Origin of the sequence: Paenibacillus sp. FSL L8-0470, assembly GCF_038008625.1 — a bacterium.
Taxonomy (GTDB): domain Bacteria; phylum Bacillota; class Bacilli; order Paenibacillales; family Paenibacillaceae; genus Paenibacillus_AQ.
The window spans coordinates 5,334,485-5,352,395 of the sequence record NZ_JBBOZM010000001.1 but is presented as its reverse complement, the minus strand read 5'-3'; the positions used below and the strand labels follow the sequence as shown (position 1 = coordinate 5,352,395).

The 17,911-nt window shown below is 49.4% G+C and carries 18 protein-coding genes; 14 read left to right on the top strand and 4 right to left on the bottom strand.

Annotated features, from left to right (window positions below; translation table 11 throughout):
- Window positions 1-10 precede the first annotated feature (10 nt).
- The 10 genes from NST99_RS24560 to NST99_RS24515 all read left to right on the top strand — a co-directional run bounded on the left by NST99_RS24560 (window position 11) and on the right by NST99_RS24515 (window position 12,667).
- On the top strand, window positions 11-1,597 hold the full coding sequence (locus tag NST99_RS24560) for an extracellular solute-binding protein (RefSeq protein ID WP_341095080.1): 1,587 nt from the start codon (window positions 11-13) through the stop codon (window positions 1,595-1,597).
- A 317-nt stretch (window positions 1,598-1,914) separates the two neighbouring features.
- Complete coding sequence (locus NST99_RS24555; RefSeq protein WP_341095078.1) at window positions 1,915-3,348, top strand: glycosyl hydrolase family 28 protein; 1,434 nt, start codon at window positions 1,915-1,917, stop codon at window positions 3,346-3,348.
- Between the two features lie 339 nt (window positions 3,349-3,687).
- Window positions 3,688-4,644, top strand: coding sequence for a thiamine pyrophosphate-dependent dehydrogenase E1 component subunit alpha (locus NST99_RS24550; RefSeq protein WP_445745043.1), 957 nt, complete (start codon window positions 3,688-3,690; stop codon window positions 4,642-4,644).
- Window positions 4,641-5,612, top strand: a complete 972-nt coding sequence (locus tag NST99_RS24545; RefSeq protein WP_341095075.1) for an alpha-ketoacid dehydrogenase subunit beta — start codon at window positions 4,641-4,643, stop codon at window positions 5,610-5,612. Before NST99_RS24550 ends, NST99_RS24545 begins: the two co-directional genes overlap by 4 nt.
- 44 nt (window positions 5,613-5,656) lie before the next feature.
- Complete coding sequence (locus NST99_RS24540; RefSeq protein ID WP_341095073.1) at window positions 5,657-7,006, top strand: dihydrolipoamide acetyltransferase family protein; 1,350 nt, start codon at window positions 5,657-5,659, stop codon at window positions 7,004-7,006.
- A 141-nt stretch (window positions 7,007-7,147) separates the two neighbouring features.
- Window positions 7,148-8,536 (top strand): dihydrolipoyl dehydrogenase, encoded by a 1,389-nt coding sequence (lpdA, locus tag NST99_RS24535; RefSeq protein WP_341095071.1) that lies wholly within the window; start codon window positions 7,148-7,150, stop codon window positions 8,534-8,536.
- 174 nt (window positions 8,537-8,710) lie between these two features.
- Window positions 8,711-9,997 carry an RNA polymerase factor sigma-54 gene (gene rpoN, locus NST99_RS24530; RefSeq protein WP_341095070.1) on the top strand — a complete coding sequence of 429 codons (1,287 nt, stop codon included), beginning with the start codon at window positions 8,711-8,713 and terminating at the stop codon, window positions 9,995-9,997.
- Window positions 9,998-10,028: 31 nt separating this feature from the next.
- A complete protein-coding gene (locus tag NST99_RS24525; RefSeq protein WP_341095068.1) occupies window positions 10,029-11,984 on the top strand; it encodes a sigma-54-dependent Fis family transcriptional regulator in 1,956 nt (651 codons plus the stop codon).
- Window positions 11,985-12,321: 337 nt separating this feature from the next.
- Window positions 12,322-12,501, top strand: coding sequence for a hypothetical protein (locus NST99_RS24520; protein WP_341095066.1), 180 nt, complete (start codon window positions 12,322-12,324; stop codon window positions 12,499-12,501).
- Window positions 12,502-12,511: 10 nt separating this feature from the next.
- Complete coding sequence (locus NST99_RS24515) at window positions 12,512-12,667, top strand: hypothetical protein (protein ID WP_341095064.1); 156 nt, start codon at window positions 12,512-12,514, stop codon at window positions 12,665-12,667.
- A 292-nt stretch (window positions 12,668-12,959) separates the two neighbouring features.
- Here the strand turns inward: NST99_RS24515 and NST99_RS24510 are convergent, their stop codons facing one another.
- From NST99_RS24510 to NST99_RS24495, 4 genes are all read right to left on the bottom strand, one after another.
- Entirely contained in the window at window positions 12,960-13,124 is a 165-nt protein-coding gene (locus tag NST99_RS24510; RefSeq protein WP_341097839.1) for a hypothetical protein, read from the bottom strand.
- 61 nt (window positions 13,125-13,185) lie between these two features.
- A complete protein-coding gene (locus tag NST99_RS24505; RefSeq protein ID WP_445744985.1) occupies window positions 13,186-13,401 on the bottom strand; it encodes a hypothetical protein in 216 nt (71 codons plus the stop codon).
- A complete protein-coding gene (locus NST99_RS24500) occupies window positions 13,398-13,751 on the bottom strand; it encodes a cupin domain-containing protein (RefSeq protein WP_341095063.1) in 354 nt (117 codons plus the stop codon). Before NST99_RS24500 ends, NST99_RS24505 begins: the two co-directional genes overlap by 4 nt.
- A gap of 110 nt (window positions 13,752-13,861) precedes the next feature.
- Window positions 13,862-14,275 (bottom strand): MerR family transcriptional regulator, encoded by a 414-nt coding sequence (locus NST99_RS24495; protein ID WP_039310460.1) that lies wholly within the window; start codon window positions 14,273-14,275, stop codon window positions 13,862-13,864.
- 171 nt (window positions 14,276-14,446) lie between these two features.
- On the opposite strand from NST99_RS24495, the gene NST99_RS24490 reads away from it, so the two are divergent.
- The 4 genes from NST99_RS24490 to NST99_RS24475 all read left to right on the top strand — a co-directional run bounded on the left by NST99_RS24490 (window position 14,447) and on the right by NST99_RS24475 (window position 17,820).
- Window positions 14,447-15,391: an MBL fold metallo-hydrolase gene (locus tag NST99_RS24490; protein WP_341095060.1), complete on the top strand. Its 945-nt coding sequence runs from the start codon at window positions 14,447-14,449 to the stop codon at window positions 15,389-15,391.
- Window positions 15,392-15,643: 252 nt separating this feature from the next.
- Window positions 15,644-15,928: a hypothetical protein gene (locus NST99_RS24485; protein ID WP_341095059.1), complete on the top strand. Its 285-nt coding sequence runs from the start codon at window positions 15,644-15,646 to the stop codon at window positions 15,926-15,928.
- A 212-nt stretch (window positions 15,929-16,140) separates the two neighbouring features.
- Window positions 16,141-16,965 (top strand): MerR family transcriptional regulator, encoded by an 825-nt coding sequence (locus tag NST99_RS24480; RefSeq protein ID WP_341095058.1) that lies wholly within the window; start codon window positions 16,141-16,143, stop codon window positions 16,963-16,965.
- Between the two features lie 84 nt (window positions 16,966-17,049).
- Window positions 17,050-17,820, top strand: coding sequence for an SDR family oxidoreductase (locus NST99_RS24475; protein WP_341097742.1), 771 nt, complete (start codon window positions 17,050-17,052; stop codon window positions 17,818-17,820).
- The last annotated feature ends 91 nt before the right edge of the window (window positions 17,821-17,911 follow it).

The following is a 17,911-nucleotide window of genomic DNA, read 5'->3' as shown; positions in this document are numbered from 1 at the left end:
GCTATTAGAAATGAATAAAAAGAAGCTTGTCACCGGTATGCTGGGGCTGGCCATGTCAGTATCGCTGATTGTGAGCGGTTGCAGCAGCAATGGGAACAACAAGGCGGCTAAAGAAAACAATGCAGGAGAAGCCGCAAATGCCGGCAAAGAAGCACCGATTGAAATTACACTCGCCAACAACTGGAACAAACCGAAAGCGGACAACAATTATGTCCAGAAGTTTCTGGAGCAGAAATTTAATGTCAAGTTTAAGAATGTTACCTTTGAGACGGCAACCTGGAAAGAACAATTTAACGTAATGCTGGCCTCCGGTGAAATCCCCGACATTATATCCGTGGACGGCACTGTAGGCGATATGGTGCAATGGGCGGATCAGGGCATCCTTGCCAGCATTTCCAAAGAGGAGATTAAGCAATACATGCCTAAATATACGGCGGATGTGGAGAGCGTTGATCCCAACGCCTGGGACCCTGGCAGTTACAACGGGAAAAACTGGGGTGTGCCAAAGGTATGGGGCGAAGGTGCAACGGGCTTTGTTCCCGCCTTCAACGGACAATGGCTGAAGGCCGTAGGATACAACGAGCCGCCCAAAGATCTTACGGAGCTTGAAGATGTTCTGACCAAATTCACGAATAATGATCCTGACGGAAACGGCAAAAAAGACACGTATGGCCTAACAGGACGCGGCAAGGATGCCCAGGCACAGCTGTTCAATACAGTGTTCGCGGCTTACGGTGTTGCTCCTTACCAGTTTAAACTGGACGCCGATGGCAAAGTGACCTATGGTGCGGTTACGGAGGAAGCACGCAATGCGCTGAAGCTGCTGAATAAATGGTATAAAGCAGGGATTATCGACCCCGAGTTTATTACGGACGGCAACGGCGAAATTCAAACCAAATTCATCAGCCTGCGCACCGGACTTATCGAGACCGGAATGTGGCATCATTTATATGATGACGGTTACTTTGGCCTGGTCTCTAAGGATAAGGGCATTGAACTGGTTCCAGGGGTCCCGTTCACCGGTCCGGATGGCAAGAAATATGCCATGGCAAACGGAGCATTGCAGCCGCCGCTGTTATTCGGCGCACAGCTTGAGAAGGATGAAGCCAAACGGATCAGAATTTTGCAGATTCTTGAATATGTCACTAGCGATGATGAAGGTTATCTGACCACAGCCTTTGGAGAAAAAGGAAACTCTTATAATCTGGAAGGTGATCTGGCAGTAATTACAGAAGCGGCAACGGGAACGGAATTAATGAGTGAGTTAGGTACCGGCTTCTACAATCCTTTTGGCGGCAAGGTCAATTCGATGATGAAGCACCACTATTCCCCGGAAAAGCTTACTTACAAGGAAAAACTGACAAATGTGGAGGGACTGACGGTCCTAACCGATCTGATGCAGTCAACGGTGATGACAACAAAAGCGCAGTATGAGGCCATCCTGAATACACTTCAGGCGCAGTATTATATCAAGGCCATCTCCGGCGAATCCAATACGGATAAAGACTTTGATGATTTCCGGTCCCAGTGGCTCAATTCCGGCGGCCAGACGGAACTTGATGAAGCACAAAAGATTTATGAGGAACGCAGTAAATAAAATGAACTTATATAGATTGAACTTAAAACTTGAGGAAAGGGAGCGGAGCGACGGAGGGGAAGTTTGGAACTGGAGGAGCGATAGCGACCGCCTTTGTCTTCGGATTTCAACCGCGTACAGCAGTCTAAATCAAGAAATCCGAAGACAACAGCGGCCGGAAGTCCAAACATTCCCCGCAGTTGCGACTGACCCTTTACTCTAAACCTCTCAGTTCAATCTATATAGTGTGAGCAACGGAAGACCGGCTTAAGCGGTACACGGAGAACGTGCCCGCTTCTATGCCGGTCTCCTCATTATGCCGGAGGGAGTCTAACATCATGCAGGAAGCAAATACAGAGCTGGTAGTATATCCGGTGCCGGAAGGTGCCGCTGGAAACCCGGATTTCTCGGTGAAGGTCCGCAGGCCGCAGGGGGAATGGCAGCCCTTGTTCTGCCACAATGTGAAGGTCGATATGCATGAAGTGCGCAATGCCTCCATGGTCTCGTTTGATTGTTCCGGGCCGGTGGAACTGGAGATTGTGAAGAATGACGGAATCGTTAAGGAAGCTGTTGTACGTCCTCTATCAGCGGATATAAACTGTGAATGCGAAAGGAATGTGATACTGCTCCGGCTGGATGGCCCGCGGCAGCTATCCTTGGAAGCGGACGGGGAACGGTTCCACAACCTGCATATTTTCGCCAATCCATTGGATGAGAATATCCCGGCTATCGCCGGTTCGGAAGTGCTTACTCTGGAACCGGGAACCCATGTCACGGCAGAAATCCAGGAGACCCTGGCCAGTTTGCCTGCAGATGAGAAACCCAAGGTGGTTTATTTTGCACCCGGCATTCACCGCCTGGATTCAGCCCGGCTTGAATTACCTTCCAATACAGTGATTTATATCGCGGGCGGGGCCGTGGTTTATGGCGGTTTTATTTGCAGTCATGTCCATGATGTGCAGATTTGCGGCAGGGGGGTTCTGTATATGTCGGATTTCGAGAAGACGACCTATTACCGCGGTGTGGAAATCAGCTATTCCCGGAACATCTCCATTGAAGGCATTACGGTTATTGATCCGCCCCATTATACGGTTCTGCTGGGACAATCAGAGCGAATCGACATCCGGAATATCAAAACCTTCAGTACCCGCGGCTGGTCTGACGGCATAGATATGATGGCTTGCACGGATGTGAAGATCGACAGTGTATTTCTCCGCACCTCAGATGATTGTATCGCCATCTATGCTTCGCGCGGCGATTACCAGGGCGATACCCGCAGAGTTGCCGTTACCCGTTCGATTCTTTGGGCGGATGTTGCCCATCCGGCCAATATTGGGACGCACGGCAACCATGAAGGCAATGGGGATGTGATTGAAGATATTCTATTCCACGATATTGATATCCTTGAACATCACGAGCCTCAGCCGGACTATTGGGGATGTCTGGCGATCAATGCGGGTGACAATAACACGGTACAGAATGTTACTTACGAGGATATACGCATTGAACCTTTTGAACTCGGAGAGTTGTTTAACGTGAGAGTGCTTCAGAACCTCAAATACAATCCAGCTCCCGGTAAGATCATCCGGAATATTCTATTCCGAAATATATGCTATTCCGGCAGCAGCACTAATCCATCCCATATAGCAGGCTATGATGAAATCCGCAGGGTAGAGAACGTGAGGTTTGAGAATGTAACGATAAATGGCAGGCTATTGGATCTTTCGCAAGATGTTGTTATCGGAGCATATGTGAGTCAAATAAAATCCTGATCTAACTACAAAAACAAGTCCATGTTTCATAGTATATACTCGTTTGATGTTATAAGCGGAAGCTTTTGGTTAACTCATCTATATTCCCATTCCGGGAAACTTCCCAAAAAGGGAAAATCTCAAACACTCCTTTTCCCTTTTTGGGAAAGGGTGTTTTTTTGCTGCCGCCGTTCATTCGACTGGATAACCCGTCTGACAGCTATAATTCAAGGAAACCGGCCTGGAAAAATAAAAATAGAGAATTCTGCAAAGTTGGCACGAAATTTGCTCTGTATATAGGTGAAGGCCAAATCAAGAGGAGGGATTCACTTGCATATTTCAAAAGAATTGCTTGGCGGGATGTACCGGAAGATGTTGAGTATCCGGAAATTTGAAAAGACTGCATCCACCTTTTTTGCTGAAGGAAAAATACCGGGCTTTGTTCATCTGTACATCGGGGAAGAAGCAATAGCCGTCGGGGCATGCGCCAATCTGCGGGATGACGATTATATTACGAGTACCCACCGGGGGCATGGGCATATCGTGGCCAAGGGCGGGAATCTGAAATATATGATGGCAGAGCTGTTCGGCAAAGAAACCGGATACTGTAAAGGCAAAGGCGGTTCGATGCATATTGCAGATGCGGAGCTGGGCATTTTGGGTGCCAATGGAATTGTTGGTGCAGGCCATCTGATTGCAACCGGGGCGGCTTGGAGCGCTCATTATAGAGGAAGCGATCAGGTCAGCGTGTGCTTTTTCGGAGATGCTTCCACGAATCAGAGCACATTTCATGAAGCGATGAATTTAGCGAGTTTATGGAAGCTGCCAGTAATTTTTATATGTGAGAACAATCTGTATGGGATATCGGTCAGCCAGGCCAGACATCAGACGATCAAGGATATTGCCAAACGTGCCGAGGGCTATTGCATGCCTTCCCTTACGGCCGACGGCAACGATGTGGTTACGGTGTATGAACATGTGCAAGAGGCGGTACAGCGGGCGAGAAATGGTGAAGGTCCTACCTTGCTGGAATTCAAAACATACAGACAGCACGGACACTTTGAAGGTGATCCGGGAGCATACCGACCGAAGGAAGAAGTAGAGGCCTGGCTGCTAAAGGATCCTATTCCCAGATTTGAGGAGTACCTTATGGAGCACAAGCTAATGACGACAGATGAGTTGAAACAGATCGGGGATGAGGTTGACGGGGAGATTCAGGAGGCGCTTGATTTCGCTTTTGCCAGCGATTCTCCGGCTCTGGAATCTTCGGTTCAAGGTATTTATTCCGATATCGTTGAGGAGGCGCGCAGCAGATGAGAAAAATGACCTATGGTGAAGGAATCCGTGAAGGTATGCGCAGCAAAATGCTGGAGGACCCGAATGTGGTATTGCTTGGGGAGGATGTCGGGCCGTACGGAGGAACCTTCGGGGTAACAAAGGGGCTCTGGGAGCAATTCGGTGAAGAGCGGGTACGGGATACCCCGATTTCCGAAGGAATTATTGTCGGAGCTTCCGTAGGAGCAGCAGCAACAGGGCTGAGACCTGTTGCCGAGCTGATGTTCATTGACTTTCTGACCTTCGGCATGGACGGACTGGTGAATCAGGCTGCGAAGATGCGATACATGTTCGGCGGCAAAATCTCCGTGCCGCTCGTACTGCGGCTGCCGGCAGGCGGTGGAATCAGTGCGGGGGCACAGCACTCCGGATCACTGGAGGCCTGGGTGACGCATGTTCCGGGACTTAAGGTGGTCTATCCTTCCAACGCCCAGGATGCCTGGGGGATGATGCTGACTGCGATTGAAGATGACAATCCGGTGGTGTATATCGAGAGCAAGGTTCTGTATTCCAAGAAATATGAGGTGGACGAGAAGGTTGCCGCGATTCCTTTTGGCGTAGCCAGCATCAAGCGGGAAGGAAGCGACGTTTCCATTATTACGTATGGCAAGCAAGTGGATGATGCGCTTAGTGCTGCAAAAGCTCTGGCGAAAGAGGGAATCGAAGCAGAGGTAATTGATCTGCGCTCGCTTTATCCGCTTGACCAGGAAGCGATCTTCGCCTCAGTCGCCAAAACGCACCGGGCGCTTGTTGTAACCGAAGAAGTGAAGCGGGGCGGGTTCGGGGGTGAACTGTCCGCCATGATCTCCGAGCTGTGTTTTGACGAGCTGGATGCTCCTGTTGTGCGAATCGGTGCACTTAATACTCCCGTCCCTTATTCTCCGGCGCTGGAAGCCTATGTTCTGCCAAATACGGATGATATTATTCAGGGCATCAAGAGCATGTTCTAATCAGGCTCAGGAAATGTCAGTAAGCAAACTTGCGGAGGTGTACAATGGCTGAACTTATCGTTATGCCCAAATTAGGGCTCACTATGACCGAGGGGACAATCTCCAATTGGCGAAAAGCTGAAGGGGACACCGTGGCCCAAGGGGAAATCCTATTTGATGTGGAGACCGACAAAATCTCCAATGAAGTTGAAGCAAAGGTTGGTGGTGTACTGCGGAAAATCATTGTAGAGGAAGGCACTGTTGAGATCTTCCAGCCGGTTGCTGTCATAGGCAATGCCAGTGAGGATATTTCCGCTCTGCTCGGTGGGGGCGGGATGCCGGCAGTTCCCGCTCCTGAACAGGGCAGAGCTCTGGCTGATACCGGAGTAGCTACGTCAGATTCCAGTGAAACGTCGCTTCATGCTGCCGGGGGCAGAATCAAGGCTTCGCCGTATGCGAAGAAGACAGCCGGGTTGTTGTCCGTTGATCTGCAGCAGGTGAAAGGGAGCGGGCCGCAGGGCAGAATTACCGAAGGGGATGTACGTAAGTATGCCGCAGAAGGCGGCAGCAGATCCGTAGATAAATTGAAAATATCTCCGGCGGCGGCTAAGGAAGCGGCGGCGCTTGGAATTGATCTTTCCGGGCTCCATAAAGAAGGGAGAATTATGAAGGAAGACATCCGCTCCTTCGCAGCAGCCTCCAATCAGACAGCGGTACAGACCGCAGTACAGGCCGCCGTGCAGGAAGTCAAACGTGTGCCGATGAACAGCATGCGCAAAATCATCGCCAAACGAATGCTGGAAAGCCAGGCGGTTTCTCCGACTGTGACCTACAATATGAAGCTGGATACAACGGCCCTGGGTGCGCTGAGACAGCAGCTGAAGGAGACGCTCAAGGTTACTTATACAGATTTACTGGTCAGTATTGTAGCCAGGTCCCTGCTGGAGTTTCCACTTCTGAACTGCTCCATTGAGGGAACCGAGCTTGTCATGAGAAATTATGCCAACATCGGCGTAGCCGTGGGACTGGATGAAGGACTAGTTGTTCCTGTGGTCAAGAATCCCGCGCAAAAAGGGCTGGCAGAAATATCGCAGGAAGTGAAACGGCTGGCGGCAGGAGCCAGAAATAACAGCTTGACCTCCGAGCAGATGACGGGAGGCACCTTTACCATTACCAATCTGGGAATGTATGGAATGGAGTCCTTCACACCGATTATCAATCAACCTGAGGTTGCTATTCTGGGCGTCAATGCCATAGTGAATACTCCGGTCGCAGTCAATGGAGAAGTTGTCATCCGACCCTTGATGAACATCAGCCTGACCGCTGACCATAGAGCAGTGGATGGAACGGTTGCAGCGCAATTTATGCAAAAAATCAAAGCCTATGTAGAGAAACCGGCACTGCTGCTGCTGTGAGAAGCGTATGCTTCCGAAGTCAGTTTTGCGAAGTGAAATAAGAAAGCCTAAGCTATCAAAACTTAGGTGTATGCTTCCGAAGTGAGTCTTGCGAAGTGAAATAAGAAAGCCTATGCTATCAAAACTTTTAGGAGGACAACAATGAGGATCGTTGTGCTTGGAGGCGGCCCAGGCGGATACGTGGCCGCAATTAGGGCTGCGCAGTTGGGGGCGGAAGTTACACTTGTGGAGAAGAAGGCGCTGGGAGGGACCTGCCTTAATGTCGGCTGTATACCCACCAAGGTGCTGCTTCATACCTCGGAGCTGTATACACACCTGAAGCGGGATGCCAAGGAGCTTGGTATTGAAGCGGGCGAGGTCTCAGTGAACTGGGGCCAGTTGCAGAAACACAAAGATAAGATCATCAGAATAAACACTGGAGGCATCGAGACACTGCTCATAAAAAACAAGATTGCCAAGCTGAGCGGCTCAGGCAAATTTACAAGTAGCAGCGAACTGGAAGTGACTGCAGCCGATGGCAGTGTCCGGGCGCTGGGCTTTGACCGGGCGATTATCGCTACCGGCTCAGAGCCCTCGATCGTGCCTATTCCCGGTGCAGAACTGGAAGGGGTTATAACAAGCGATGAAGCACTATCGCTCCCTGCGGTACCGGAGCGCCTCTGCATTATTGGCGGCGGGGTAATCGGCTGTGAGTTCGCCAGTGTCTACAGCAGCTTGGGCTGCAAGGTTACGATTATCGAGATGCTGCCCGAACTGATCGCGGTCATGGACCGTGATATTGTGCAGTGCCTGCGGAAGGAATTCGCAAGCACTGGCATTGAGATGCACACAGAGACGAAAGTGGAGAGAATCGAGCAGACGGCGGCAGGATTGCGGGTACTCACTTCCACCGGTAACGGCCATCATGTCATAGAGGCGGACAAAGTGCTGCTGTCCATTGGCCGGCGGCCGGTGACTACGGGCCTGGGACTGGAGGACATCGGGGTGGAGATTAAACGCGGTGCAATCCAGGTCAACCGGAATATGGAGACCAGCATACCGGGCATCTACGCTATCGGGGATTGCAACGGAGGAATCATGCTGGCACATGTAGCCTCCGCAGAAGGGGTGAATGCTGCGGAAGCGATTATGGGTAAGCCATCGCCGATAGATTTCAGAACAGTGCCTGCCTGTGTCTACACACGGCCCGAACTGGCATCCGTGGGAATGACGGAGGCAGAGGCCATACAGCAGGGATTTCAGGTGAAGACCGGGGTATTTCCGCTTCAGGCCAATGCCAAATCCATGATCATGGGTGAGAGCAACGGGCTGGTGAAGTATGTTGTTGACGCCGGCAATGATGAAATTCTGGGGCTGCATATTGCGGGACCGCGGGCAACGGACATCATTGTGGAAGGGGCGCTGGCTATTCGCCTTGAAGCAACGCTGGATGAGGTCGTTACCACCATTCATGCCCATCCGACAGTTGCGGAATCGTTGCACGAAGCTGCGCACGCCGTTCATAACCGTGCCATTCATCTTCACGTTTAACGTATAGCCTTCAATTCACCAGAGAGATGTCAAATACGATGAACAGACTATGCCGATCCCTTATATCCCTGCGGATTGTCATACTAAGTTCATCGTATTTGTCTTTTTTGGACGTTATGGCGATTTATAATAGAGAGAGATAATGTAAGCGTATACACGACGAGGGGTGAGCAAATGAGGCTTGCTTTGGATACTAAGCAACGAATGGGTTTGTCGCCGGGGCTGCGGCAATCCCTTGAGGTACTACAAATGGACTTGCAAGAGCTGGGCCAATATGTGGACCGGTTGTCAGAGGGAAATCCGCTGATTGAGGTTCAATATTCATTAGGCGGCAGCAGGGTCAGAAGCGGAAAGAGTACCCAGCATTTGCTGCAATATGTGGCCGGTCCCCGGCAGAATCTGCAGGATCATCTGTTGTCGCAATTAAATCTGCTCTCGCTGCCTGAGACGGAACGGTCTCTTGCGGCCTATCTGATCGGCTGCCTGGATGATAAGGGATATTTTGTTGAACGGGTAGAGGAGACGGCCGCCGGACTGGGAGTCGGCTGTCAGGATATCGAAACCGGACTGAGATTCGTTCAGTCCTTGGAGCCTTACGGAGTCGGCGCCAGGAATTTGCAGGAATGTCTGGTGCTGCAACTGGAACACACCGGCAGAATAACACCCTTATTACGGAAGCTGATTGAACGCCATCTTGAGCAGTTGGGCAGTAATCAGTTAGTCCGTGTGGCCAAAGAATTGAAGACTTCACTAAAGAGTATTAAGGAATCATGCAATGTGATTAAATCCTTGAATCCCCGCCCCGGCAATACCTTTGATCATGGGGAATCAACGGTGTACATTGTGCCGGATGTATCCGTTGTGTTGAAGAACGGCTTGTACGAAGCCGCCCCGCATCCTTTGTCGTGCCCGCAGATTACCTTTGCCGAAAGCTATCAACGTTTGTTCAGCCTGAGCGGAGACGAAGAAACACGCAACTATCTGCGGGAGAAGAACGAACAGGCCAACTGGATCATGAAATGCATCGAAGAACGAAAGGTGACTTTATGCAGCGTGGTTGGCGCCATTTTGAAGCTGCAGCGGCCTTTTTTCGAAAGAGGGCAGGATTATCTGATGCCCTTAACCCTTGGCAGAATAGCTGAAGAACTGGATCTTCATGAGTCTACGGTGAGCCGGGCGATCCGGGGCAAATATGTGCAGTGTACATGGGGAACCTTTGAGTTAAAGTATTTTTTTCCTTCCGGAATTACGGGAGAAGATACCGATTGGACACCGGATGCCTTGAAGAGAATCATCCGTGACATTATAGAGGGCGAAGATAAGCGGGCAGCCTATAGCGACCGCAAAATCACCGAGCTTCTGCTTGAGCAAGGTGCGGTCCTCTCCCGCCGGACGGTCGCCAAGTATAGGGAATCCATGCGGATTGCCTCCGCCCCGGGCAGACGTGATTATCCGATTTAAATGCTGCACGCAACGGAAAGGAGCAGTAGACATGCGAATCAGCTACGCACAATCGCTTGGGAACTGGGAACATTTCATATCCAGCGGGGAGATTGCCGCCGGGACCAAGCCGGAAATAGCCGCTTCATGGAGAAGATGCCGCCAATCCGGAGTCGATCCGATGCGCGGCAAGGGAATGCAGGTGTCAGAAGAGGAACTGGCTTCCCGCTTACTGGAGAAGAAGCAGCTTCTTTCCATTGCAGGGCCGGTCATGAACAGTATCTTTCAGATCATTAAGGATACTGTATACGCAATTGTCTTGACCGATCAGGATGGGGTGCTTCTGCACACGATGCTCAATAAGGAGCTTGAACCAGAATGTGTCAAGGTGAATTTCGTGGAAGGGGCTAAGTGGGATGAGCTCAGTGTGGGCACCAATGCGGTCGGCACTGCACTGGCTATCAATGATGAAGTTCAGGTGCTCGGCGGCGAGCATTATTGCACAACGCACCATGCTTGGACCTGCTCGGCCGCACCAATTCATGATAGCCGGGGCAACGTGATTGGCTGTCTGGATATGTCGGGCAAGGCCGAAGATGTGCATGCCCATACGTTCGGCGTTGTGGTGTCGGCGGTCAGCAGTATCGAGAAGCAGCTGCATATGCTGGAGACGAGCCAGATGATGCATGCCGTATTTCAGTCGATGCAGGACGGGCTGCTTGTCATTGACACCGAATACCACGTACGGCATTTTAATGAAAGACTGGCCTCAATCTTTATGCTCAGCCTGCAACAGATGGAAGCTTTATGCATCAAAGAACTGCTGGAAGAGGTCGATTTGGACAGTGTATTTGCCGGTGAGAGGCATTTAAGCTACGCGGACTGTACACTTACCGTCGGCAGCAACAAGATCGATTGCATGGTGAACATTTATCCCTTCACCTTCGATGACAAGATTCTTGGCGCTTCGCTCACGATCAGGGAAGCCGGGCAGGTGCGCAAAGAGGTCAATCAATTGGCCGGCTTTAAGGCGAACTACCGGTTCGAGGAAATCATCACGGACAATTCCTATATGCAGGGACAAATTGCTTTTGCCAAGAGAATTGCGAAGACAAATTGTACTGTGCTGATCGAAGGGGAGAGCGGAACAGGAAAGGAGCTGTTTGCCCAATCCATTCATAATGCCAGCCTGCGGGCCGGAGGCCCCTTTATTGCGATTAACTGCGCGGCGCTGCCTAAAGATCTTGTGGAGAGCGAACTGTTCGGCTACGAGAAGGGCTCCTTCACGGGAGCGCTGCGGGAAGGCAATCCGGGGAAGTTCGAGCTGGCGCACGGGGGAACTATTTTTCTGGATGAAATCGGGGAACTGCCGCTGGAAATTCAGGCGAAGCTGCTCCGTGTTCTGGATAACCATAAGGTCCGCAGAATCGGCGGCAAGCATGAGCGGACGCTGGATGTAAGAGTCATAGCGGCCACCAACCGCGATTTGGTGGAGGAAGTAAGCCTGAAATCTTATCGCAGCGACCTTTATTACCGTTTGAATGTGATCAATATCAAGCTGTCACCGCTAAGGGAACGCACGGAGGATATTGCACCGCTGGCGAGACTCTTCCTGACGAAGTGCAACCGTGATCATCCCGGCCCGGCCAAGCAGTTCAGCCCCTCCTTTCTGGAAGCCTTGCAGAGCTATGAGTGGCAGGGAAATGCACGTGAGCTTCAGAATGCCGTGCAGCGGGCTTATTATGTGTGTAGCTTCGCTTGCATTACCCATCTGGATTTGCCCCCCGTAAGGATTACACCTGTGCAGCACAGCAACAGCGGTAGTGTGGCAGTGTCACAGCAGCCTGTAAGGGAGGCGTCCGGCAAAAAAATGGAGCAGATAGAGATCGAGAGTATTTGTAGTGCGCTTCAAACCTGCAGCGGCAATGTTGTGACCGCAGCCAAAATGCTGGGCATAGGGAAATCGACCATGTACCGGAAGATTACGGAGTATGGGATAAGCAAATAGGATAAATTTAAAGGATATTTTTGATACGTTCTCCTATGATGAGAATCAATTAGTCTAAGCATTTTTGTTCAGCCGACTTCATTGGATGAACTGGTTCTTCCAAGCCCGGATTTATAGTAAATCAGTATGTATTTATACAGCAGGTTGAAGCAAAGGGAGCGCCAAAGAAGGCGCTGCTCCCTTTGCTTTTTTTCGTGAAAGGTATCTAGAAAAGGCTTGATAGTCGTATAGGAAACACCTAACGTTCTAGTAAGCTTTTTTATTTTACATTGCCTTCTGAAGCTTCGATGTGTTAAAAAACAAAGTGAAGAAAAACAGCACCAGAGTGGAGGGCGAAATGAACATAAGGAAATTTCCATGGAAGAAAAATGTGTTTCGAAGACTGATGGAAAGCATCCTGAGATTGCAGCAGCGGCTCAATGCGATACGGAACAGCAGCACTTACATCATTGATGTGTACGTTTACATTCAGTCGGTTCAGAAAAAGATCTCGGCTTTTGACCGTGTCCTCCTTTAATCAGGAGGAAATGGACGGGCTGAAGCTTGCGATGGATTCAACGGGATCGCAGCTCCGGGATATGAACGGCAGGCTCTTCATAAGTGCAGCCTATCCCACAACTTCACCGGGGGGCAGCAGAAAACCTCAATTCATCCTGTCTGTTGAATTTTCCAAAACAAGCTGAATGAGAACTCAAGAAAATTGTGAACTCATCCGACGAGCTGCTCATGCTGATCAATCCGGAATATACGATCTCCACAAGCGCCGGGGTCAGACCCGATCCCATGATTGCGGATATTTTGTCCAAACATTCAGAACAAAATCTGGTCAGAACGATGAACTTCGCGAATGCCCGCTATTTGGCGGTATATGCCTATTCCCCGTTTTTTGACGCAGTGCTTAGCAAATATGTTCCGGTAAACGCGGTCTTTGCGCCGCTGGACAAGTTCAAGAACTGGTTCCTGCTGCTCGCGGCGTTATCCGTGATGATTATTGTAATGTATTCTCTCTACGCTTATAAGTACATCCACAAGCCGCTGCTTTATCTGGTTAAAGCGACCTGTAGCGGTGCCTACCTGCGAGAAGCCTGCCGAGTAGAACAGCTGCTGCCAATTGGCGGCAGGCAGCGGCTCGACGTTCACATGGATGGTCTGCCGCAGCTCTGCAAGCTCATCGGCCGTATTTTCCTTCGTATAGCTGATATCATGGGTCAGCAGAATGCCTCCGGGCTTCAGTACCCGGTAATATTCGGGCGCGCTGGATTGAGGTGGTGCACATGTTGCAGGCTACCTCCAGCACCTTGCTCTCACTGCCCAGCTCCGCCTGACCCAGCAGCCAGTTGGTGGCAACCACACCGCCTGGGCGCAGACGCTTTTTTTCCAGCTTGGCAAGGAAATTATGGCCTACCACCTTCTTCATCCTCCAATCCTCACCTTCTGCTCCGGCTTGACTACAATCAGCAGCATCTGGAAGGCTTCAACGGCTTGCAGGGCATTGGGAATATTGGCCGGCATGAGGATGCTCTCATTGTGCTGCAGCAGGAACTGCTCACTGCCAATCGTGATTTGGGCTTGTCCGGACAGGATTTGAACGAGTGCATCACCGGGTGAAGAGTGCCCTCCAATCGAGGATCCTTTATCGAGAGACAACAGCGTCATTGCCAGATTAGGCCGCTGCACCAGCGTCAGGCTGCAGACCTGCTGCTCCTCAATGCCGATGATTTCTCTTAAATCCAGAACTTGCGACTGCGGAAGCTCAGGGTTTTGCACTGCGGGATCGGCTAGCTCGTCCCGGAGGGGCTTGCTTTCAATGAACTGGCACAGGGTGTCTGATTTCTACATCAGACACCCTGCGGTGTTCACGTAGGATTACGCCGCGATTATCTAGTATTTACTATGTCTTCTTTCGTAAGTTCTTGGTATAAGGTAAGTTTCTCTTCGGCGAGAGAAATCATGTAATCAATTTCTTGTCGCCTGGATTCCAGTCCCATCAGATGCTTCTCAAGGATTTCAATCCGCTTTTTTAAGGTAGGATTATAATTAGAAGGATTCTCCCCTTGTTGAATTTTATCCATTACACAGCCCTCACGAGTAAATTCCGTAATCTCCTCAAGCGATAAGCCCAATTTTTTTAGTTTATTTAGACATTGAATGTAGGAAACCTCGCTTTCTTTGTAGACACGTGCCCCTCCATTACTACGCTTGGGTTCATGTAGTACCCCGATTTTTTCATAATAACGAATCGTATAAGGAGTTAATCCCGTTTTTTCTGACACTTGACTTATTGTAAGCATCTGATTTCTGCCCCTCCTTTTTAATGCTGATATTGAAAAATATTATACAGCTTTCAGTCAACTCAAAGCCAATGTTTACAATTGACCCTAACTTCACCCTGAAAATTCTCTTGACTTCCAGTTGACTCTAACTTGTAAGTTAACTTTACTAATTGTTAAAGGGGTGTAACAATGAACAACGAATATTTCACGATTCAACAAGCATCGGAAGGTATCTGGGGTGCTATTTCGGTTCCAGGCAGCGGTTCTCTGGGGAATTCAGCAATTATTGATCTTGGGGATTTAACCGTTGTAGTGGATACAACCAACCTGCCGCATTCTGGTGCTTTGTTACGCCATACTGCTGAAGAATTAACCAACAAACCGGTTAAATATGTAGTGAATACACATTTTCATGGAGATCATGTCAACGGCAATCAGGAATTTATGAAAAGCGAATTTATATCTACCGTTTGGACAAGAGATTTGCTTTCTGATATGGGTGAAGTGAATATTGATCTCATGCAGCAAAACATTCAAAAGATAATAACTAGCCTAAATCATGTACGTTCAACGCAAAGAGATGCCCACATGCTAACTGAAATCGACTATGATCTTTCCGTACAGCGAGCCCTTTATGATGCCATCCCTTCCCTTTGCAGGGTGATACCCACGATAACTTTTGACGATAAACTCGTTATTCAAGGAACAAAGCGAACAATCGAAGTTTTATCTTACGGAGGCGGTCATTCTTTAAGTGATGCTGTTGTGTACGTTCCAGAAGAGCAAACTTTGATTGCTGGTGATTTAATATCGACTAAGACCATTCCGGTTATACCATACGGTAATCCATACGCTTGGATACGCATCCTTAAACGAATTCAAAAAGACCTCAAGGTCGATACTGTCATTCCGGGACACGGAGATGTATCTAATTCAGATCGAATCACGGATGTCATACGCTTTTTGGAGAAAACGATCACTTATGTTTCTGGAGCTGTAAAAAGCGGGAAATCAGAGTCTTACTGGCTGGAACAAGGGGTATTAAAAGGCTATGAGGATTGGCATCTGCCCCAGTATTTCAGATGGAACTTTCGCTGGCTCTTTAATAGTATGCTTGTTCAAAATAACAGATGAGACAACAAGCAACACTGTTTGCAAAATAAATATGGAAACGAGGATAAGTATGAAGTATACCTTATAATTTACACGAAGAAGGCACCCACCGGGCGGTAAAGCAGAAATAGTTAAGAACTATTTTATAATTTGAAGCTTAATAAATTGGATGAGATATATGGACGAAAAACGGATATACAAACCACTCGATGACCTCGCATCTGGGGGAAGTTGTAAAAAAAAGTATGTTTTTATCGGAGAGTAGGGCAAGTCATGAAACTTAGAGGGACAATGACAGAACAAGCATTTAGAGAAGAATTAAGCACCTCAAGAACTATTCTTTTCAATGATATATCCATGCGAAGATTTCTAAATATTATTAGAGAGGCCTTCCCTGCAATGAAAACAGCATACCTCTTATATTGGACACCAGAGCAGGGGGAAGACATTATTACTTTTCTTGTGGACATACACTCAGTTATTAAGATTGAATTGGATCGCTACGATTTAAAAACAGCACCTATAGTTGATGTTTGTTCAAGGGACGTAGTAAGATAAATCAGCTTAAAATTGCCGTAGCTTTGGATTTAGCTAAGAACGATCTGGAATTTTGAAAAGAAGATTGTGATGTGATGTAAACGAAGAATATTTTATTAAAGGGGATCCGAATAAACGTCATGAGTATATTAGAAATTAATAGTATAATGATATATTTCTGAATAAATAGGGGAACAGACCGATACTAAGAATTCACAAAAGGGGGGATTAGGATGTTCAAAATTGGGGCGTTCGCGAAACTGAGCGGCGTGACGGTGAAGACATTGCGCCACTATGATGAACTCGGCTTGTTAAAGCCCGCGCATGTGGACGAAGAATCGGGATATCGTTTTTATACTGCGGAGCAACTGCTAACGATCCGCCGTATCGCAGGTTTCAAAGAGCAGGGCTTAACCCTTGAGAAGATGCGACCGATGCTCACCGGAACCACCTCTCTAACGAAAGCGGAGCGCACGTTGCTTGAGAAACGAAAGGAGCTGGAGCGCCAGATACAAGAGGCTCAGCAGCAAATTACGGTGATTGATGAGCGACTCGTGCGGATGAAACGGAATGAGGCGGTTGGGGAGGAAGGGAAGTTCTTGCTTCGAAGCGTGGATCCGGTTCTCGTCGCTTACGTCCGCGAGACTTTGCCAAAAAACCAACTGTGTCTGTTGCTCGACGAACTGAAGCAGTATGTCTGCTCACATGGGGAAGAGCCGGACCGTGAGATGACAATCGTCTGGCATCGGAGGAGCGATTGCGATGAAGAGCCTTCGGACATCGAGGTCGCTATTCCTGTCTCAAAACCGATTCCTAATAGCGGCAGGGTGAAGATTCACCAATTGCCCGGCATAAAGGAAGCTGCCTCTTTTACTCATCGATGTGACCCGTATAAGGATAATTGCAAGGCGAGCGAGACGCTACGGGCTTGGATTGCTGGCACGGGCTACCGGCCACTCGAGGCGATACCGGTTCGGGAGATTTATCTGACGTCGGATAAAGATATTTATGGTCAGCTACGTTTGGCAGAGGCGATCGTGCCGGTTGAACGAGTCTGAAAAAAGATTGGAGTACATTCCTTGACTCTCCCCTTATGAGGAGGGTTTATCATGGTATCAACCCATTATAAGGAGTGGATCTACATGAATTTGAAGCGTTTGGAAGGCCGAATCGCAGTCGTTACAGGAGCCAGCCGAGGGATAGGGAGAGCGATCGCGCTGCGTCTCGCCGCTGAAGGTGCGCTAGTCGCAGTACATTATCGCACACGGAGGGATTCGGCGGCAGAGACGGTTTCTGCGATCGAAGCAGCGGGAGGTACAGCTTTTGCCATCGGTGCCAAGTTGGATTCTCTGGAGGGAGTCGATCGACTTCTTCAGGTCTTGGATGAGGAACTTATCCGCAGAACGGGCATCAACCATTTTGATATCTTGGTTAACAATGCCGGCATCGGCACATCCCCATCATTTGAAGAGACGAGCGAAGAGGACTTTGATCGGCTGTTCGCGGTCAACGTCAAGGCGCCGTTCTTCCTCGTCCAGCAATCGATCGGACGTCTTCGAGACGGAGGTCGCATTATCAATATCTCATCTGGAGTGACACGAATTGCCTATCCGCATATCATGACCTACAGCCTAACCAAAGGCGCACTAAATACATTCACCCTACACCTGGCTCAGCTTCTGGGTCCGCGGGGTATTACAGTGAACGCTGTCATGCCCGGCATAATCGATACCGACGTAAACGCGTCGTGGCTACACACGCCCAATGGCCGTAAGTCTGCGGTAGAGATGTCGGCACTTGGACGCGTCGGCGAGCCTTCGGATATCGCAGACATCGTCGCCTTCACGGCGTCACCTGACGGCCGATGGATAACGGGACAAATGATCGATGCGACCGGCGGATCGCATTTGTAGACTATGTCAGAACAGAAGCTAAGGTGGACGAAAATACCTTCTATTTAACGTTGTTGGAGTTCGTTGTTGATTTATGAGGTCAGCCTTCGCG

What these genes read in the sequence shown, in the direction of transcription:
- NST99_RS24560 (WP_341095080.1), top strand. Translation starts at nt 11, where the DNA reads ATGAATAAAAAGAAGCTTGTCACCGGTATGCTGGGGCTGGCCATGTCA.
- NST99_RS24555 (WP_341095078.1), top strand. Translation starts at nt 1,915, where the DNA reads ATGCAGGAAGCAAATACAGAGCTGGTAGTATATCCGGTGCCGGAAGGT.
- NST99_RS24550 (WP_445745043.1), top strand. Translation starts at nt 3,688, where the DNA reads ATGTACCGGAAGATGTTGAGTATCCGGAAATTTGAAAAGACTGCATCC.
- NST99_RS24545 (WP_341095075.1), top strand. Translation starts at nt 4,641, where the DNA reads ATGAGAAAAATGACCTATGGTGAAGGAATCCGTGAAGGTATGCGCAGC.
- NST99_RS24540 (WP_341095073.1), top strand. Translation starts at nt 5,657, where the DNA reads ATGGCTGAACTTATCGTTATGCCCAAATTAGGGCTCACTATGACCGAG.
- lpdA (WP_341095071.1), top strand. Translation starts at nt 7,148, where the DNA reads ATGAGGATCGTTGTGCTTGGAGGCGGCCCAGGCGGATACGTGGCCGCA.
- rpoN (WP_341095070.1), top strand. Translation starts at nt 8,711, where the DNA reads ATGAGGCTTGCTTTGGATACTAAGCAACGAATGGGTTTGTCGCCGGGG.
- NST99_RS24525 (WP_341095068.1), top strand. Translation starts at nt 10,029, where the DNA reads ATGCGAATCAGCTACGCACAATCGCTTGGGAACTGGGAACATTTCATA.
- NST99_RS24520 (WP_341095066.1), top strand. Translation starts at nt 12,322, where the DNA reads ATGAACATAAGGAAATTTCCATGGAAGAAAAATGTGTTTCGAAGACTG.
- NST99_RS24515 (WP_341095064.1), top strand. Translation starts at nt 12,512, where the DNA reads ATGGACGGGCTGAAGCTTGCGATGGATTCAACGGGATCGCAGCTCCGG.
- NST99_RS24505 (WP_445744985.1), bottom strand. Translation starts at nt 13,401, where the DNA reads ATGAAGAAGGTGGTAGGCCATAATTTCCTTGCCAAGCTGGAAAAAAAG.
- NST99_RS24495 (WP_039310460.1), bottom strand. Translation starts at nt 14,275, where the DNA reads ATGCTTACAATAAGTCAAGTGTCAGAAAAAACGGGATTAACTCCTTAT.
- NST99_RS24490 (WP_341095060.1), top strand. Translation starts at nt 14,447, where the DNA reads ATGAACAACGAATATTTCACGATTCAACAAGCATCGGAAGGTATCTGG.
- NST99_RS24485 (WP_341095059.1), top strand. Translation starts at nt 15,644, where the DNA reads ATGAAACTTAGAGGGACAATGACAGAACAAGCATTTAGAGAAGAATTA.
- NST99_RS24480 (WP_341095058.1), top strand. Translation starts at nt 16,141, where the DNA reads ATGTTCAAAATTGGGGCGTTCGCGAAACTGAGCGGCGTGACGGTGAAG.
- NST99_RS24475 (WP_341097742.1), top strand. Translation starts at nt 17,050, where the DNA reads ATGAATTTGAAGCGTTTGGAAGGCCGAATCGCAGTCGTTACAGGAGCC.